The organism is Marinobacter sp. CP1 (genome assembly GCF_001266795.1).
Classification (GTDB): Bacteria; Pseudomonadota; Gammaproteobacteria; order Pseudomonadales; family Oleiphilaceae; genus Marinobacter; species Marinobacter flavimaris.
The window spans coordinates 4477010-4494539 of the sequence record NZ_CP011929.1 but is presented as its reverse complement, the minus strand read 5'-3'; the positions used below and the strand labels follow the sequence as shown (position 1 = coordinate 4494539).

The following is a 17530-nucleotide window of genomic DNA, read 5'->3' as shown; positions in this document are numbered from 1 at the left end:
GAACCGGACGCCGGCACTAAATCACGCCACCGGTTCGCGCATGGTGACAAACTCTTCGGCAGATGTCGGATGAATGCCCAGGGTAGAATCAAACTGGGCCTTGGTCGCACCAGCCTTGATGGCAACCGCCAGCCCCTGGGTAATCTCACCAGCGTCCGGACCCACCATGTGGGCACCCAATACTCGATCAGTCTCGTCGTCTACCACCAGCTTCATCAAGCTCCGTTCGTCACGACCACTGAGGGTGTATTTCATCGGGCGGAACTCCGAACGGTAGATCCGCAGTCGATGCCCCGCTTCCCGGGCCTCTTCCTCGGTCAGCCCAACCGTTCCGATGTTTGGCTGGCAGAATACGGCCGTTGGAATCGCCGAATAGTCCATTTCGCCTTTGCCATCGCCGAATAAACGTCTGGATAGCACCATGCCCTGTGCCAGGGCAACCGGCGTAAGCTGAGGAGTTCCAATCACATCACCCAGCGCAGTAATTGAGGGCACGGCAGTCTGGAAGTGATCATCCACGACAACATGCCCCGAGGCGCTGAGCTGAACGCCAAGATCAGTCAGACCAAGACCGTCAACCAGGGCACGACGGCCGGTTGCCGCCATCACCAGGCCAGTCTCCAGGGTTTCGCCATTGTTAAGTTGAACCCGGTAATGGGCATTTTCGGCCTCAACCGATTCGATGGTCACCCCGAACTGCAGGTTTACGCCTTTTTTCCGCATTTCCTGTTCGGTAAACCGTCGGATGTCGCCATCAAACCCGCGCAGGAACAGATCACCGCGATACAGCAAGGTTGTATCAACACCCAACCCGGCCAGGATGCCGGCAAACTCTACAGCGATGTAGCCACCGCCCCAGACCACGGCCTGCTTCGGCAGCTGCGGCAGGTAGAACATCTCGTTGGACGTAAGAATGCATTCCTTGCCGGGCACATCCGGAATCACCGGCCAGCTGCCGGTGGCTATCGTGATGTGTTTGGCCCGATAGGAGGTATCCCCGACCACCACGGTATTGGCGTCTGACAAGGACGCCGTTCCTTCGATGATGGTCACACCGGCGTTTTCCAGCAACCGACCATAAATGCCATTCAGACGCTCGATCTCGGCATTCTTGTTGGCAACCAGCTTCGGCCAGTCGAAACTGACATCGTCGAGTGGAACCTGCCAACCGTAGCCGGCTGCATCTTCCAGCTCATCGTGAACGTGAGCGCCGTACACAAACAGTTTCTTGGGCACGCAGCCAACGTTTACGCAGGTTCCGCCAAGATACCTGGATTCAACCACGGCCACCCTGGCGCCCCGCTGGGCAGACATCCGCGCGAGGCGAACGCCGCCGGAGCCGGCTCCGATAACGATCAGATCAAAATCCTGCTGGTCAGACACAGCTTCTCCCGTTACACATTTTAAAATCAGGTTTGGCCGGAGGTGGCCGTTTTGGTTTCCGGATGCACTTCCCTGAACAACACGTGATCTTCGAAGTCGCCGAGCTGAATCTTGCCAAGGCTCCGGAAACCCTCGGATTCGTAAAACGGCAGATAACGGTTGTTTCCTGTATCGAGCACCAGCCCGCTGCCACGCGGGTTCTCGGCACAGAGTTTTTCAACGGTTTTCAGCAGCAAACGGCCGTAGCCGCGATTCTGGTATTTGGGATTAACCCCCATCATGGGCAACTGATGCGCCAATGGTTGTGGCAACATGTCGCGAATTTTCTCGTGGTAGTCCAGATACCGACGTGTAGAGGCAAACCCCGTCGTCAGCACCATACGAATCCGCCAGCTGATCTGATCAGCCAGGTTCATCCTTAATTCGGGATCCCCGATGAACGCAACGGCCACAAGCGTGTCGTCAACCATCACGCCAATGGCATCCTGTTCGAGCTCAAAATAAAGGTCTATCAGCTCCCTTATGGTCGCCCTCACCCTCTGATCGTAGCCGGGGCGCCGGTGATCAAACAGGTACTGGAACGTCGGTTCGTTCCGGTAGGCGTGAAACAGAATGGATCTGGCTTCATTCCGCGCCGTTTCGTCCAGGCGAACAATGGCTGGCTCGGATTTGTTCTTGTTGTCGCTGCCGTTACTCATCGCTTCCCTCTCCTGCGTCAGTTCCGGACAAAAGGCCCGGAATCTGGTTTTCAGAATCAGATGGCCAGTGTGAGACGAACGGAAACCCGCCCTGGCTCACTGGCCCTGTCCATGGCCGCCTGGTCAATGACGACACCATGGTTGCCATTCAATCGCTCTAACCAAGCGGCAACCTCTGCAAAAGGCACATTCTCAAGCCAGACTCGGATGGCGTCTTCACCGCTGGGCTCAAAGCGCTGAAGTGACAGACCCGCCTCCCCGGCGGAACGGGTCACCAGCGCCATCAGGGCACGGCCATCCGCAGGTTTGTCTGCCGACGCCGTGGTGCTGGCACCGCCTGTATTGCCAAGACGCTGAATTGTCCGCTGGTTTGCCTGCATCCAGGCCAGCAATTCGCCGGCATTGTCTCTGGCAGCTTCCGCCTGGTCGTAGAACCCGGCCGCCGGTCGCCAAACGGCAAAATACAGAAGGCCAAGAAACACAGCGATGGCCAGCACCACCAAAGCCTGCTGGTCGCGACGGGGCAACTGGTCGTATTGCGCAATGAGTTTGCCGACCGCCGGCTGATCCTTGATTCGGGAAAACATACCTTAACCTCCTGAGACCGTCAGGCGGCCGCGGGCGCCGCTCGCTTCGTTCACCACCGAACCAATCTGCGCCTCCAGCCCCTGGTTCGCGAGGCCGTTGCGCAGAGCGCTCAAACGGTCATAACTATCGGCTCTCACGTCTACGACCAGCTCACCCCGTGAGCGGCTGTAATTCACTGAATTGAAATTCACTCCCTGGCTGCCCGGCAAACGGGAATACTGTTGTCCGGTGTATTTCATCAGGGTAATAAAGTCCACTTCCGGCCCACTTGCGCCGGCAACCCGCAACTGGCCTTCGATCACGCGCCGGACGTTGCCGGCATGGGTACGCCGGTCATTCGGAAACGCATCGCGATAGATTGCCATGGCCTCGTTTCGCAGTTTTTCTGCCTGATTCTGATAGTAGAATCCCATTCCGGCATTCAACGCCACCTGAACCACGAACCAGACGGCGGCAACTGCGATGAGGGGTTTCCATGGTTTGAGCGGACTCGCCTTGCCCGATTTGGACGAGAACATGCCCTGGCACAGGTTTACCGGTTCGCACAGATGATGGTGATGGGCGTAGGCCAGCAGTTCCAGAGGCATGAGTTCAAGAACTTCCTTGCGAACCGCAAGCCGACCAGAACCGTTCAACTCCGAGATGGCCGATTGCTGGAGATCAAATTCTTCAGCGGTGCCGTAAAGCGTGACCGGAATTTCAGCCACCACTTCCTCCGCAGACGGTGCAGCCAGCGTGTGAGCAAACATTCCCAGGTTCGCAGACTGCATACTCAGCCACTCGCCGCGTTCGCTCACCATCATTGCCGTTTCGCCATCCAGGCAGACCGACCAGCCGCCTTCGGTGCGCGGCAACAATGAGGCATCCGGAAAAATCGCTTCCAGGCGAACATGCTCCCAGCCGCTGAACAGATTCACCCACTGCCCCATCCGTTCGCGATCAATGGCCGCTACGCGGTAGCCGTGATCGGTATGGGCGCCCAGCGCCAGATGAACAGAATCAATGTCCTGGGCAATCTGCTCCTCGACAGCGTAGGGCAACGCCTGATTGATAAAGCGGCTTTGCTTCGCGGGAATATCAGCCAGACAATAAATCGCTTCTTCGCCGGGGATAAGGCCGATCAACAGAACATTATCCAGTGCATTCTGGCCGAGGGTATGCTCGATGGTTTCCCGACTGTCGCCTGCGCCGCGAGCCTGCGCATCGCCACTGGCATCGTGCAGGACCCAGTTGAACATCTGGGCACCGGGGTCCTGGTCAGCGTCCGCAAACGGCGGTATTGGGCGGACGTAAAGGCGATAAGACATGATTATCCTTCTGAAATTGTGAAAGGCTCTTTGGTGATTCGGTTTTTCTGCCCGATATCCCTGTTAACCGTCTGGACTTCGCCTTCCGGAGTCCGGAACACGGTACTGACCATATTCACGACACGGTTATCGTAGGTAATCCGCGAGGCAACTTCAAAAAACCGGGTCTGCAACCCCAGTCCAACCGACTTGAGCCCGAGCCCGGCGAACTCTGGTAACGCCAGAAAGTCCTGGAGGTTCTCGAACCGTTCCTCTTCCCGCTTCTCAAGAATAGACGCAGCCTGGGCGTCCGTCAGCTCTTCATGGAGAGAGCGGATCACCATGGCCGTCGCGGTGTTCACGTTGATCCCCGCACCATTTACAGGAAGTGCCGCCACGTGGGGCCGCAGGGCCCGATAAATCTCTTCGGTCATGCCTTCGATCAGGCGCAATTCGGTCACCGTGGTAAACGGCTGGTTGGCAGCCCGGTAACCCTGCTCAGCCATCAGATACTGGCCATCCTCTGCGCCGTACGCCGTGACGGTCTGGTCGTTGGGGTCGATCCAGTCCACCAGCGAATCCACGGAAACTGCAGTAATCCCCAGTGCGGCAAACAGCTGAACGAAACGATCTCTGACGATGGGATCCACCTGGCCATTGGCGCCGACCAGGTCGTTCAGATTAAGCCGGCCTCCAAGGTCGTCAATCTGGACCTCAGCCACACCATTGTCATCCAGCGGCAGAACGGCTGCATTGGCGGCCCAGAACTCGTCAAGGCTATCGACCATCAGGTTTTCTTCCTTGTCCTCGTCATAATCCCTGCGCAGGATCTGGCGGGCGAACGCCTCGGCGCCAAGTGCGATACTCTGGCCCTGCTGTTGAGCCAGATAATGTCCCGCCTTGAACACTCGCAAGCTCTGCTGCTGGGTCATCCCCGAAGCAAGCATGACCACCAGAGCCATGGCCAGCAGCACCATGATCAGAGCAACGCCGCGCTGACGATTCGATAACCTCGGGGTCTGGCCCATCGCTACCTAGCCTCCCTGCCCCGTTGCACCGGTATTCTCTCCGGTTTGTTCTCCGGTAGCCTCTTCTTCTGTGCTTTCTTCTTCCGCTTCGCTGGCAGCCTGGTTGGCCTGGTTTACTGCACCCTGGGCAACGGCCGGATCAAAATCCGGTAATGCAAACGTCCGCACCAGCGTTCCAAAACGCTCATGTTCCAGAGTCACTTCCATGCCCAGCGGCAGTGGAATATCAGGGCGGCTACCCGGGGTCAGTCCGGCCATCACCTCATCGGTTGGCCATTGCGGTTGCCAGCTCCGGTTGGCATCCAGAAACCTTATTTCCAGGCGCTTTACGCCTTCCAGCAGCAGCACGTCGCGGCTGTCATCTTCCTGGCCCTGATCCACCATGGGCCAGTACCGGCGCCGCAGTTCGCTGCCAGTATATTCCCAACCGACACGCTGCAGGCCACTGCGGCGAATGCCCAGGGGGTTACGCCAGCCCTGCCGGGTCAGCAACAGGGAAAAGTCGTCCGCACGGCTGGAGAGCGCTGGCTGGAAATCCCCGTAAATGTCCCTGGCCGGCCGGTTGACCACCTGCATGATATCCCTCTCAAGCAGGAGCATGGACCGCTGCAAACCGTCGAACTGTTCCGCCAGTTCGTTCACCCGATCGCGGGAATTGACCACTCCGTTGATAACCTGCCAAACGCCAAGCCCGATAACGGCGGTGATGGTAACCGCGATCAAAACCTCCAGCAGGGTAAAACCACGTTGTTGCGGATGGCAGCTGTGTGCGGACGGGAACCTCATTGTGCCCCCACGAAAGCCGACAGGGTATGGATCGGCTCCGGCGTCGCGCCTTCCTCGCGATAACGGGCAACCGTAACCTCCACACGACGCATCTTCGCCTCGGCGGTTGCAAGAATCGCGGTGGTCACCCGCCAACGATACGGCCCGAAGTCGGTATCCTTGGAGTTCTCGGAGATGCCCGGAATGTTTTCCTGCAGTCGAATTTCGTTTATTCGGTTATCTGCCAACCAGCTCGCCAGGGTTTTGTCCCGAACCCGTTCGTAACTGGAAATGTACTGGCTTCCAACTTCGGCCGCAGCCGTTGCAATCAGGCCGAACACAAGCAGGGCAATGAGTACTTCGATCAGGGTAAACCCTTTCTGCGTCCTCACCCGCTGCTCCCCTCATCGCCCGGTTTGCGCCAGTCCATGGGCGACACCCCATCCGAGGCCAGAACGTGCATCGTGTCTGACCCGTTTCCGATAGTGAACTCAAGCTCGAACGGCGTTGTCTCGCCACTGGAGAAAAAAACGACGTCCGGCAACAGGGTAGCTTCGGATGATGCCAGCCTGGGCGCGTCGCTTTCGATGAACTCGGTGACAGTGAGCCATTCCGGCAGGCTCCGGGCCCGGAACATACGCTCACCGGAGGCCTTCCAGTCGCCAGTCTGATCCTGGTAAGCCACGAACTGGTAGCCGTCTTCCTCCAGCTTCAGGCCCAGCTCCAGGTTATTCAGAACCGCCTGCTCCGAGGCCGTCTGCATAAGCAGGTACAGCTCCCGGACCTCATTTTCCAGTTCGCGCTGCTGGGAGCTTCCCCCCATGGTAAACACGGCAAGAGAAGCCAGCAGACCCACAACCACCAGGACCACCAGTATTTCAATCAGGGTGAAACCGGTCTGTCGGGATCTGACCTGCACAGTGATTTAGCCCTCGGTGTCCCAGACGCTGATATCCGCAGCGTCGCCGTCGCCACCTTCCTGGCCGTCAGAGCCATAGGAATACAGATCGTAGGGACCTTCGGTACCCGGGCTTACGTACTGGTATTCAGAACCCCAGGGATCCTCCGGCACGCTCTTCAGGTAACCGTCGGAATTCCAGTTCTTGGGCTCCGGGCTGCCACTTGGCTTGGAAACCAGCGCCTCAAGACCCTGCTGGGTGGAGGGATAATGGCTGTTATCCAGGCGATAAAGGTCCAGCGCATTGGCAATGTTGCTCAACTGGGTTTCCGCCACGGTGACCTTGGCCTGGTCACTCCGACCCATGATGTTTGGAGCCACGATGGCCACCAGCAGGCCCAGGATCACCATCACCACCATGATTTCAATCAGGGTAAAGCCGCGGTTACGGTTGCGTGAATTGAGGTTCTTGGTCGTCATTGTCTCACTCGTTATTGGCATGGATTGCTTTGGTCCGGGCTCGTCAACTGACGCTCCGGCGCGGGTTTCATCCCACGAGATTACTCATATTCAGAATCGGCAGCATGATGGCCAGCACGATGATCAGCACCACCACGCCCATCACCAACAGCATCATCGGCTCGAACAGCCCCACAATCGCAGCGATCTTTGATTGGAGGGTGTTTTCCTGCATGCGCGCGGTTCGTTCCAGCATGCTGTCCAGCTCACCACTGGCCTCCCCGCTGGCGATCATGTGCAGCATCATCGGCGGAAAATACCCGGTCTGATCGAGGGAACGGTGCAATGAGCCGCCTTCGCTGACCTTTCTGGCTGCGTCCCGCAGTTCCTGCCGCAGAAAATCGTTGGATAACACCTCACCGGCAATGCGCATTGCCTCTACCAGCGGCACGCCACTGGTCGTCAGTATGCTGAGGGTGCTGGCATAGCGGGCAGTGTTAACGCCACGAACCATCCCTGAAAACAAGGGGAGATGTAACAGACGTTTGTGAAACCGCAGTCTAAACCCGGGCTTGGTCAGGAAAAAGCGGAACACCATCAATGCGGCGACCAGCAGTATAAATAGATAGACACCGTAATCCGCCAGAAATTCCGACACCGCAAGCATGGCCATGGTCAGCGTTGGCAGCTCCTGCCCCTGCTTCAGAAACACATCAATGATATCCGGCACCACGTAGGTCAGCAGGAACACGACGATGGCGATGGCGACGATACTGAGAATGATGGGGTAGATGGCCGCCAGCTGAATTTTCTGGCGAGCCTCCTGACGATTTTCCGTGTAATCCGCCAGCCGGTTCAGAACCAGATCGAGATGGCCGGCGTGCTCACCGGCAGCAACGGTAGACCGGTACAGCCTCGGGAACGCCCGGGGGAACTCACCCAGGCTGTCCGCCAGGGTGTAGCCTTCCATGACTTTCGCGCGTATGGCGATCAGCATGCTGCGTATTCTGGGTTTCGGTGACTGCTGAGCGGCAGCCGAGAGCGCCTGCTCGATGGGAATACCGGACTGGATCAGGGTTGCCAGTTGGCGTGTAACCAGTGCCAGATCAGCCGCGGCCAGCGAACCCCGGCTGCTCAGGGGATTGCTCCTGGTCTGTTTCTCTGCGGCTGGCTCTACGGCCAGCGGCGTGAGGCCTCGCTCCCGAAGTTGCTGGCGAACGGCTCTCGGCGCATCGGCTTCCACCACACCTTGTTTTTGCTTGCCTCGGGAATCGAGCGCCTTGTATTCGTATGCTGGCATGGTTTACTGGCCCCGGTGCGTAACGCGGAGTACTTCTTCCACCGTGGTCACACCATCCAGGATTTTCTGCACGCCGTCTGCGTGAATACTGGGCCCATGCTGGCGAGCCACCTTTTCCAGGTCCAGCTCCCCGGCGCGTTTGTGGATCAGAGAACTGATTTCCTCTGAGATCTCCACCACCTCATAGATACCAATACGCCCGCGATAACCGAGCTGGTTGCAGTGGCTACAGCCGGTTGCCCGGTAAATGGTCGGTGGGTTGGCAGGATCCTGCTGTAGAAACTCGCAGTGCTCTTCCGTGGGTGTATAAGGCTCCCGGCATTCCTTGCACAGAACACGAACCAGCCGCTGGGCAACAATGCCCACCAGGCTTGATGAAATCAGGAAGGGCTCAATACCCATGTCCATAAGCCGGGTAATCGCGCCAACGGCGGTGTTGGTGTGCAACGTGGAGAGGACCAGGTGGCCAGTCAGACTCGCCTGTACGGCAATTTCTGCCGTTTCCAGATCCCGGATCTCACCGATCATGACCACATCGGGGTCCTGACGCAGAATAGCTCGAAGACCCCGGGCAAAGGTCATGTCCACCTTGGTATTCACCTGGGTCTGGCCGATGCCCGGCAGGTTATACTCGATGGGGTCCTCAACAGTCAGGATGTTGCGGCTACGGTCGTTGATTTCCTGGAGCGAGGCATAGAGCGTGGTGGACTTACCGGAACCCGTCGGGCCAGTGACCAGCAAAATGCCATAAGGCCGGTAAATCAGCTTGCGCAGAACCTTCAGGTCCTGCCCTGCCATGCCCAGGGATTCAAGCCGGATGGCACCTGCCTGTTTGTCGAGCAAACGCAGAACCACGCGTTCACCGCTTGAAGACGGCATGGTCGACACACGAATATCCACTTCCCGACCAGCTACCCTCAGCGCAATACGGCCATCCTGGGGCACCCGTTTCTCAGCGATATCCAGCTTCGCCATAACCTTGATCCGGGACACCAGCAGCGGGGCCAGTGCGCGCTTGGGCTCTACCACTTCACGCAACACACCATCCACCCGGAAGCGAACCACAAGGCGCTTTTCGTAGGTTTCAATGTGAACGTCCGAAGCGCTGGTTTTCACTGCTTCAGTGAGAATGGCATTGATCAGACGGATGATTGGAGCATCGTCTTCCTGCTCCAGCAGATCCTCGGTTTCCGGCACGGAGTCAGCGAGTGAGGCCAGGTCCATGTCATCGCCGATGCCTTCCACCATCTGCATCGCTTCCGCAGAATCGTTCTGATAGGCGGAATTCAGGGCCTGGTCGAAACGGTCCGGATCGATGGTGGCAAAACGGGCACGACCGCCACTGATACGGTTCGCTTCCGCCAGCGCAGAATGGGACGCACCGGGCCGAACCAGAATAACCGGCTCACCGGCGTCCGAACGGGTCAGGATTACTCCGTTGCGCTTGGCAAAAGTAAACGGAAGACGGCCCAGCGGAGCATCCTGCGGCTGAAGTTCAGTGTCTGTGGTCAAGGTCGTCCTCGTTCGTGAAACCCTTTTCGATTCAACTAATTCAGAAAGGCTACCACAGGATATGGACCCGCTGAATAACTCTATACACTATACTCCCAATAAAACGTTGCAGTCTGATAACCTGTGAGCTTTTTCCCGGCCCACAAACTTGCATTCAGGATGATCAATGCTCCTAAACAATGAACGGTTTCCCCTGATTCTCGCGCTCGTGGCAGGGGCGGCCATGGTCGCCCTGACAGCCTGGCAGGGTTACCGTTTCTGGCAAATGGAAGGCCAGCAGGGACAGTACGATAACGTGCAGCCACTGGTCTCCGACCCGGCCGCCGGTCGTGAGCCACCCAGTGTGGACCTTTCCTCCCTGGATCTGTTCGGAGCTGCATCCGGCGAAAGCGAGCCGGTAGAAATGGATACCGAGAATCTCCCTGAAACCAACCTCCGACTGTTCCTTCGGGGCGTACTGGCCGCGGATGGTGATTTCCCGGGCAGCGCGCTGATCGAAGATGACAAAAGTAAAACCGAAGCCTACCTGGTGGGTGACGAACTGCCCGGTAATGCCACACTGCGCTCGGTACATCCGAACCGGGTGATCATTGAACGTTCCGGCAAACTCGAAAACCTCTACTTCCCGGAATCCGAAGACCGCAGCGGCATATCCTTTACGGCCGACCAGCAGGCAGAGCCTTCGCCCGCCGTCCAGCAGGCTGCATCCCCCTCACCCTCGAGAGCGCCCGCTTCCGCCACCAGCGATGAGCAGCGCCGGGAGGAAATCCGCCGGCGCCTTGAGCAGCTCAGGGAACGCCTACGGAACAATAACTGAGGCGCGCTATGGAAACGGCCGCCCTTCAGATTCGCCGCCGTTCCACTCTTCTGCCTGCGTTATTGCTCGTGGTCTCTCTTGTGAGTGCCTTCGAGCTGGGCTCCCGTCTGATGAACTATGTTCAGGAAGAATTCGGAACCGAAGCCCACCAGCGTCTGGAAAACTGGCAGCGCCTGCATGCTCTTGCCGCAAACGCCCCCATCGACCGGCAGCTCCGGCTTGTGAACTCCTTCTTCAATCGAGTCACGTTTGTCAGCGATATCCGCCACTGGGGCGAGGAAGACTACTGGGCAACCCCGGTAGAACTGCTGACCACCAACGGTGGTGACTGTGAGGATTTCTCAATTGCCAAATACCTGACCCTCAAGTCCATGGGCGTGCCCGATGATCAGCTCCGGATCGTGTATGTCAAAGCGCTGGAACTGAACCAGGCCCACATGGTGCTGGCGTGGTACCCGGAGCCAGACGCCGATCCGTTGATTCTGGACAATCTCATAAATGACATTAAACCTGCCTCTCAACGCACTGATCTTGAACCCGTTTACAGCTTCAACGGCGAAGGCCTCTGGCTGAACCAGTCCGGCGGAGCGCGCACCCGGATCGGCGAAGCGGGCAAACTCTCACGGTGGCAGGACCTCAACAGCCGGCTGACGGAATCGCTCCGACCCTGAGAGGGTTGCAAAAGCCAGCCACTGGCGGCAAATGACAGGAACCATGGCGCCAAGCGACAGCGGCGAACGAAGCAGAGCCTATAGAATGCGCCACATTCGTTTTTAATCTGGAGAATAAAGCACATGCGACGCTGGAACGGCTGGGGCGACGAGGGATTCAATCTGGCAATGCCGGAACAGGGCCAGGACTTTCTGGCATCACGCATCGGTAGTGGCCGGCCTCTGGCGGACGCGACCCTGGATTCTGTTTGCGCCAAAGTGCCAGAAACCCGCCTTACCCGGCCGGCAGAGCTGGAATCACTGATCGATACAGGCCCGGAAGCACGAGTGCGGCATGCCCGCGGCCAGAGTCTTGCGGACTGGCTGGCCATGCGCAGCGGCGAGTTTGGTGTGTTCCCGGATGGCGTGGCCTACCCCACCACGAGCGAAGAGGTTCAAACCCTGCTCTCCTGGGCCGCGGAGCAACACATTCACCTGATTCCCTACGGTGGCGGCACCAGTGTGGCCGGGCACATAAATCCGGTGGATAAAGGCCAGCCAGTACTGACTGTGGACATGAGCCGGATGAATCGCCTGATCGACCTGGACACGGACAGCCAGATCGCGACGTTTGGTGCGGGAACACCCGGGCCACTCGTTGAGTCCCAACTCCGGGCCCATGGCTACACACTGGGGCATTTCCCTCAGTCTTTCGAGCTTTCCACCGTCGGCGGCTGGGTGGCATCCCGATCCAGTGGCCAGCAATCCCTGCGCTATGGCCGCATTGAACAACTCTTTGCCGGGGGCCGGGTCGAAACCCTGAAAGGCACCCTTAACCTGCCCACCATACCGGCCTCCAGCGCCGGTCCGGATATCCGGGAAATGATTCTGGGTTCGGAAGGCCGTATCGGGCTGATTACCGAGGTGAAGGTGCGGGTTACTCCGCTGCCCGAACACGAGAGCTTTCATGTGGTCTTTTTTCCGGATTGGGAGAGTGCCCGCACGGCCTGCCGCCTGCTGGTGCAGAACCGAACCCAGTTATCCATGCTCAGGCTCAGCAATGCCGTAGAGACCGAGACCCAGCTCGCGCTGGCCGGCCACCCCGGGCTTATCGGCATGCTCGAGCGTTTCCTTTCGCTGAGGGGCGCTGGTGAGGGCAAATGCATGATGACCTTCGGGATCACCGGCTCCCGACTGCAGACCCGAAACTCCCTGAAAGAGGCCCGAAGCATCTGCAAGGCCCAAAACGGCGTCTATACCGGCACGCGGCTCGGCGACAAATGGGCGGCCAAGCGTTTTACCATGCCCTATCTGAGAGAGGCCCTCTGGCAGATGGGCTATGCCGTCGACACTCTGGAAACGGCCACTGACTGGGACAACGTCGACAATCTGCTGGGTCTGATCGAGACCAGCCTGCGTGACGGGCTGAAAGACCAGAACGAGAACACCCATGTGTTCACCCACCTCTCCCACTTCTACAGCCAGGGCTGCAGCATTTACACCACCTACGTGTTCCGGGTGGGCGACAGCTACGAGGAAACAATCGCGCGCTGGCAAACGCTCAAAACCAGCACCTCTGAACTGATCGTGAACAACCGCGGCACCATCAGCCATCAACACGGTGTCGGTAAGGATCACGCCCCTTATCTGCCGGTGGAAAAAGGCGAACTGGGCATGTTGGCTATACGCTCCCTGTGCAGCACCTTTGACCCGGACGCGATCCTGAACCCGGAAACACTGGTGAAATGAGCGCAACGCCGAAAGGGAGCCCCAATATGAACCGGACTGACATTCTCAATGCGCTGCGTTCAGGGACCAACGAATTTGATGTGGTGGTAGTCGGCGGCGGAATTACCGGCGCTGGCGTGGCGCGGGAAGCCGCAGGCAGCGGGCTGCGCACGCTTCTGGTCGAACAGAAGGACTTTTCCTGGGGTACCTCCAGCCGCTCCTCGAAGATGGTGCATGGTGGCCTCCGGTATCTGGGCAGCGGGCATTACGGTCTCACCCGGGACGCCGTGCGCGAGCGGGAACGGTTAGTGGCGGAAGCGCCGGGGTTAATTGAGCCCCTGCGCTTCATCATGCCGCACTTCAAAGGGCAGTTCCCCGGACCGCGCCTGTTCCAGACACTGCTTCGGGTTTACGACTTTATTGCTCGCAACCGGAGCCGTCACTTCCTGACCCCGGCCGAATCCATGCTCTGGGTGCCGGGCCTGACGGGCGAAAAACTCGCCGGCGCCAGCGGTTTTACCGATGCAGTCACCGACGACTCGCGCCTGGTCCTGCGCCTGATTGCCGAAGCCCGGCGGGACGGAGCCATGTGCCTGAATTACACAAGAGCCGGTGAAATAAAGCGCAGCAACGGCGATGTATCCGGCTTGCTGATTCAAGCAGAGGAAAACGATACGCCCATTGAGGTCTTCGCGCCCCTGGTCATCAACGCCACCGGTGCCTGGGCAGATCGGCTGCAGTCCAGCGAGACCTCTGAAGACACCATGCACATCCGGCCCCTGCGTGGCAGCCACCTGGTGCTGCCCTGGTCCAGTCTGCCGGTGTCCTGTTCGGTTTCCCTGTTTCATCCGGAAGATGGCCGCCCGGTGTTTGCCTTCCCATGGCTGGGCACTACAGTTCTCGGCACCACCGATATCGACCATGAGGGAAACCTGGATCAGGAGCCGGTGATTTCTGAATCCGAGACCGCCTACCTGCTTGAAATCGCCTCACGATTGTTTCCGGGCAGCCCCATTACCCGAAGCGACATCCTTTCAACCTGGGCCGGTGTAAGGCCGGTGGTAACCGATGGTACGGGTAAGGCGCCGTCCAAGGAAAACCGGGAACACGCACTTCGGGTGAATCGGGGGCTGGTCAGCATTGCCGGCGGCAAGCTCACCACCTTCCGGGTCATCGCCCGCGAGGCACTCGTCCAGGGGCTTGGAGAAGACGCCAGCAAGGTTCTGCGGCCCGCATCCAAACCGGTGTTTCAGGGCACAGATCACCCCTCAAGGCCAGCCACCATTAGCCACCAGTGCTGGCAGCGACTGCAGGGGTTCTATGGCCCCGAGCTTGATCAACTGCTTGCTTCGGGCCCACTGGAGCCTGTCACTCCAAATCGGGCTTCCAACCTGCTCTGGGCGGAGCTTTGCTGGGCGTGCCGGAGAGAAGATGTGCAGCATCTGGATGACCTGCTTCTGCGACGAACGCGGTTAGGCATGGTACTACCGAATGCCGGCGAAGCCCTTCTCCCGCAGATTCGTAACCACTGCCAGCCGCTGCTTGGTTGGGCTGACCAGCGTTGGGAGGAGGAACAGGCCCGCTATCTGTCGATCTATCACAACGCCTATTCGCTGCCACCGCAGGAGGCCTCCGATGCCAGCTGAGCCGCTCATCCTGGCCATCGACAATGGCACCCAGAGCGTTCGGGCGCTGCTCTTCGATACCAGTGGCAATCTGGTGGGCAAAGGCAAGCAGGAAATAGAGCCCTATTTTTCGAGAGAGCCCGGCTGGGCCGAGCAGCACCCGGACTACTTCTGGGAGCAGCTCGCGGAAGCCTGCCAATTGCTCTGGAGCTCCACAGACGCGACACCGGATCAGGTTGCCGGCGTTACCGTGACCACCCAGCGCGGCACCGTCATAAATCTGGATGAAAATGGACAGCCTCTACGTCCGGCAATCATCTGGCTCGACCAGCGCCATGCAAGGGTAGAAGGCCCCGTCAAAGGGCCCTGGGGATGGCTGTTCAAAGTTGCCCGTCTGGCAGACACTATCAACCGGTTCCGGGAAAAAACCCAGGCCAACTGGATCGCTCAGAATGAACCCGAGATCTGGGCCAAAACCCGGCATTTCCTGTTGCTGTCCGGCTATCTCAACTACCGACTCACTGGAGAATTCCGGGACTCGACCGGCAGCCAGGTGGGATACCTGCCATTCGACTATAAAAAGCATCGCTGGGCCGGCCGGCGGGATTTCAAATGGCAGACGATGCCAGTCGAGCCTTCCATGCTGCCTGAGCTGGTTGCACCCGGCGAAACACTGGGCCATTTGACCGACGAAGCCTGCAAGCACCTGGGCCTGGCAAGAAGCCTCCCAGTAATCGCCGCAGCTTCCGACAAGGCCTGTGAAATTCTCGGCTCCGGCGGGCTGACACCCGATATTGGCTGTATGAGCTATGGCACCACTGCCACCATCAACACCACCAGCCAGCGTTACGTCGAGCCGATCCGGCTGATGCCGCCCTATCCCTCTGCATTGCCCGGTCACTATTCCACGGAGGTCATGATCTACCGGGGTTTCTGGATGGTGAGCTGGTTCAAGCGGGAGTTCGGGCTAAGAGAGCAGAAACTGGCCGAGGAAAGAGGTATCGAGCCGGAAGCGTTGTTCGATGAACTGGTCAAGGCAGTGCCGCCCGGATCCATGGGCCTGATGCTGCAGCCCTACTGGTCACCCGGCGTGCGCCAGCCGGGGCCGGAAGCGAAAGGCTCGATCATCGGGTTCGGGGACGTTCACACCCGCTCCCACATTTATCGCGCAATCCTCGAAGGTCTTGCCTACGCGCTCCGGGAAGGAAAGGAAAAAATCGAGAAGCGAAGCGGCGTGAAGATCAGGAAGTTGCGAGTGGCCGGCGGTGGCTCACAGAGCGATGCAGCGATGCAGCTTACCGCCGATGTGTTCGGGTTACCGGCCGAGAGGCCTCACACCTATGAGACCTCCGGGCTCGGCGCCGCCATTGATGCGGCTGTAGGGCTGGGGCTACATCCGGATTTCGACACCGCCGTGGCGAAGATGACCCGGGTTGGCGACGTTTTTCATCCCAACGAAGAAACCCGGGCTCTTTACCAGCGGCTGTATTCCGAGGTTTATCTGAAGATGTACCCTCAGCTTCAACCCCTGTACCGGAAAATCCGCGAGATTACCGGCTATCCCCGGTAACACTCTCAGCAACCAACTCAGCGGTAATCGCAGAGAGCGTCCAGCCCAGGTGACCGTGACCGGTGTTGTAGAACACGGTCGGCAGGCGGCCTGGCCCAACCCTTGGCATCATGTTCGGCAGCATTGGCCGCAAGCCTGCCCAGGGCACTACCTTGCGAGTACAGACACCTGGGAAGCACTGCTCAACCCAACGGGTGAGCGGGCGGATGCGGTCGTCCTTGATATCGCGGTTGTAACCGCTGAACTCGGCGGTACCGGCAACCCGGAAACGACCATCGCCCAGGCGACTGGTGACGATCTTGGTAGCATCGTCCAGCAAGCTGACGGTTGGTGCCGCCTTTTGCGAGGCTTCGTCGTCCAGCTCCACGGTAATTGAGTACCCCTTAACCGGATAGATATTCACCCGGTCACCCAGCTTTTTCGCGAGCCCGCGGCTGCCGACGCCGGCACAGATCACCACGCCGTCAAATGTGTCCCGGGACTGTTCGGTGCCATCGTGGGCGGTCACCCAGGCATTACGCTCATCGGCGCTCAGCTCGGTCACCGTGTGGCCATAACAGGTTTTAACGCCCAGCCGCTTGATGGCATCCGCCAGTCCATTGGTGAACTTGTGAATATCACCGGTGGAGTCACTCTCTGTGAAAAACCCGCCGTAATAGTTGCCGGCCAGGGTCGGCTCGATGGATTTCATTTCCTCCGGGGTCACCGACCGGCGCTCAAGGCCACCAGCCGCCAGCAGGCGCGATACTTTTTCAGCGTGATCAAACCCGGCCTTGTCCCGGTAGATGTGCAGGATACCCTGCTTCTTCAGATCGAAATCGATGCCTTCTTCCTGCGCCCAGGCAAACAGGTGGTCACGGGCAGCAATGGCCAGGCGGGCAGTTTCCGTGGTGTTCTTTTCATACTGGGGAATGGCGGCAATGAACTCGGCGAACCAGCTCAGCTTGTGCCAGGAAGGCTTGGGATTGACCAGCAGTGGCGCATCCCGGCGGGACATCCACTTGATGCCCTTCATCACGGTCTGCCAGTTGTTCCAGACCTCTGCGTTGGAAGCGGAGAGCTGTCCACCGTTGGCGAAGGAGGTTTCCATCGCCGCATAGCGATGCTTCTCGTAAACCGTAACGTCAAGCCCGCGCTTGGCAAGGGTGTAGGCCGTGGTAATACCAGTGATACCACCGCCAATTACTGCGATTCGCTTCATTCCAATCTCCGTGAGCGCCAAG

General features: G+C 58.9%; 17 protein-coding genes. 5 read left to right on the top strand and 12 right to left on the bottom strand.

Annotated features, from left to right (window positions below; translation table 11 throughout):
* Positions 1-21 precede the first annotated feature (21 nt).
* From gorA to gspE, 11 genes are all read right to left on the bottom strand, one after another.
* Positions 22-1383: a glutathione-disulfide reductase gene (gorA, locus tag ACP86_RS20705; protein ID WP_008171181.1), complete on the bottom strand. Its 1362-nt coding sequence runs from the start codon at positions 1381-1383 to the stop codon at positions 22-24.
* Between the two features lie 26 nt (positions 1384-1409).
* On the bottom strand, positions 1410-2081 hold the full coding sequence (locus ACP86_RS20700; protein ID WP_008171182.1) for a GNAT family N-acetyltransferase: 672 nt from the start codon (positions 2079-2081) through the stop codon (positions 1410-1412).
* Positions 2082-2137: 56 nt separating this feature from the next.
* A complete protein-coding gene (gene gspM / locus ACP86_RS20695) occupies positions 2138-2668 on the bottom strand; it encodes a type II secretion system protein GspM (protein WP_008171183.1) in 531 nt (176 codons plus the stop codon).
* Positions 2669-2671: 3 nt separating this feature from the next.
* Positions 2672-3976, bottom strand: coding sequence for a type II secretion system protein GspL (gspL, locus tag ACP86_RS20690; RefSeq protein WP_008171184.1), 1305 nt, complete (start codon positions 3974-3976; stop codon positions 2672-2674).
* 2 nt (positions 3977-3978) lie between these two features.
* Positions 3979-4983 carry a type II secretion system minor pseudopilin GspK gene (gspK, locus tag ACP86_RS20685; RefSeq protein ID WP_008171185.1) on the bottom strand — a complete coding sequence of 335 codons (1005 nt, stop codon included), beginning with the start codon at positions 4981-4983 and terminating at the stop codon, positions 3979-3981.
* A 6-nt stretch (positions 4984-4989) separates the two neighbouring features.
* Positions 4990-5769: a type II secretion system minor pseudopilin GspJ gene (gene gspJ / locus ACP86_RS20680; protein WP_008171186.1), complete on the bottom strand. Its 780-nt coding sequence runs from the start codon at positions 5767-5769 to the stop codon at positions 4990-4992.
* Positions 5766-6140: a type II secretion system minor pseudopilin GspI gene (gene gspI / locus ACP86_RS20675; RefSeq protein ID WP_008171187.1), complete on the bottom strand. Its 375-nt coding sequence runs from the start codon at positions 6138-6140 to the stop codon at positions 5766-5768. The genes gspJ and gspI overlap by 4 nt, the downstream gene beginning before the upstream one ends.
* Positions 6137-6667, bottom strand: a complete 531-nt coding sequence (gspH, locus tag ACP86_RS20670) for a type II secretion system minor pseudopilin GspH (protein ID WP_053115299.1) — start codon at positions 6665-6667, stop codon at positions 6137-6139. Before gspH ends, gspI begins: the two co-directional genes overlap by 4 nt.
* Positions 6668-6673: 6 nt before the next feature.
* A complete protein-coding gene (gene gspG, locus ACP86_RS20665; RefSeq protein ID WP_008171190.1) occupies positions 6674-7126 on the bottom strand; it encodes a type II secretion system major pseudopilin GspG in 453 nt (150 codons plus the stop codon).
* Between the two features lie 67 nt (positions 7127-7193).
* Positions 7194-8405 carry a type II secretion system inner membrane protein GspF gene (gene gspF, locus ACP86_RS20660; RefSeq protein ID WP_014576990.1) on the bottom strand — a complete coding sequence of 404 codons (1212 nt, stop codon included), beginning with the start codon at positions 8403-8405 and terminating at the stop codon, positions 7194-7196.
* Positions 8406-8408: 3 nt separating this feature from the next.
* Positions 8409-9917 (bottom strand): type II secretion system ATPase GspE, encoded by a 1509-nt coding sequence (gene gspE, locus ACP86_RS20655; RefSeq protein ID WP_053115298.1) that lies wholly within the window; start codon positions 9915-9917, stop codon positions 8409-8411.
* A gap of 166 nt (positions 9918-10083) precedes the next feature.
* Between gspE and ACP86_RS20650 the strand changes: the two genes are divergently transcribed.
* The 5 genes from ACP86_RS20650 to ACP86_RS20630 all read left to right on the top strand — a co-directional run bounded on the left by ACP86_RS20650 (position 10084) and on the right by ACP86_RS20630 (position 16307).
* Complete coding sequence (locus ACP86_RS20650; RefSeq protein ID WP_053115297.1) at positions 10084-10734, top strand: type II secretion system protein N; 651 nt, start codon at positions 10084-10086, stop codon at positions 10732-10734.
* Between the two features lie 8 nt (positions 10735-10742).
* A complete protein-coding gene (locus ACP86_RS20645; protein WP_008171198.1) occupies positions 10743-11405 on the top strand; it encodes a transglutaminase-like cysteine peptidase in 663 nt (220 codons plus the stop codon).
* Between the two features lie 123 nt (positions 11406-11528).
* The gene (locus tag ACP86_RS20640) at positions 11529-13133 is read left to right on the top strand and encodes an FAD-binding oxidoreductase (protein WP_053115296.1); all 1605 of its coding nucleotides are present in this window, start codon (positions 11529-11531) and stop codon (positions 13131-13133) included.
* A gap of 26 nt (positions 13134-13159) precedes the next feature.
* Positions 13160-14758, top strand: a complete 1599-nt coding sequence (locus ACP86_RS20635) for a glycerol-3-phosphate dehydrogenase/oxidase (protein ID WP_053115295.1) — start codon at positions 13160-13162, stop codon at positions 14756-14758.
* Positions 14748-16307, top strand: coding sequence for an FGGY-family carbohydrate kinase (locus ACP86_RS20630; RefSeq protein WP_053115294.1), 1560 nt, complete (start codon positions 14748-14750; stop codon positions 16305-16307). Before ACP86_RS20635 ends, ACP86_RS20630 begins: the two co-directional genes overlap by 11 nt.
* Here ACP86_RS20630 and ACP86_RS20625 read toward each other — a convergent pair.
* Positions 16288-17508 carry a D-amino acid dehydrogenase gene (locus ACP86_RS20625; protein WP_008171203.1) on the bottom strand — a complete coding sequence of 407 codons (1221 nt, stop codon included), beginning with the start codon at positions 17506-17508 and terminating at the stop codon, positions 16288-16290. The two genes, ACP86_RS20630 and ACP86_RS20625, sit on opposite strands and share 20 nt — an antisense overlap.
* Between the last annotated feature and the right edge of the window lie 22 nt (positions 17509-17530).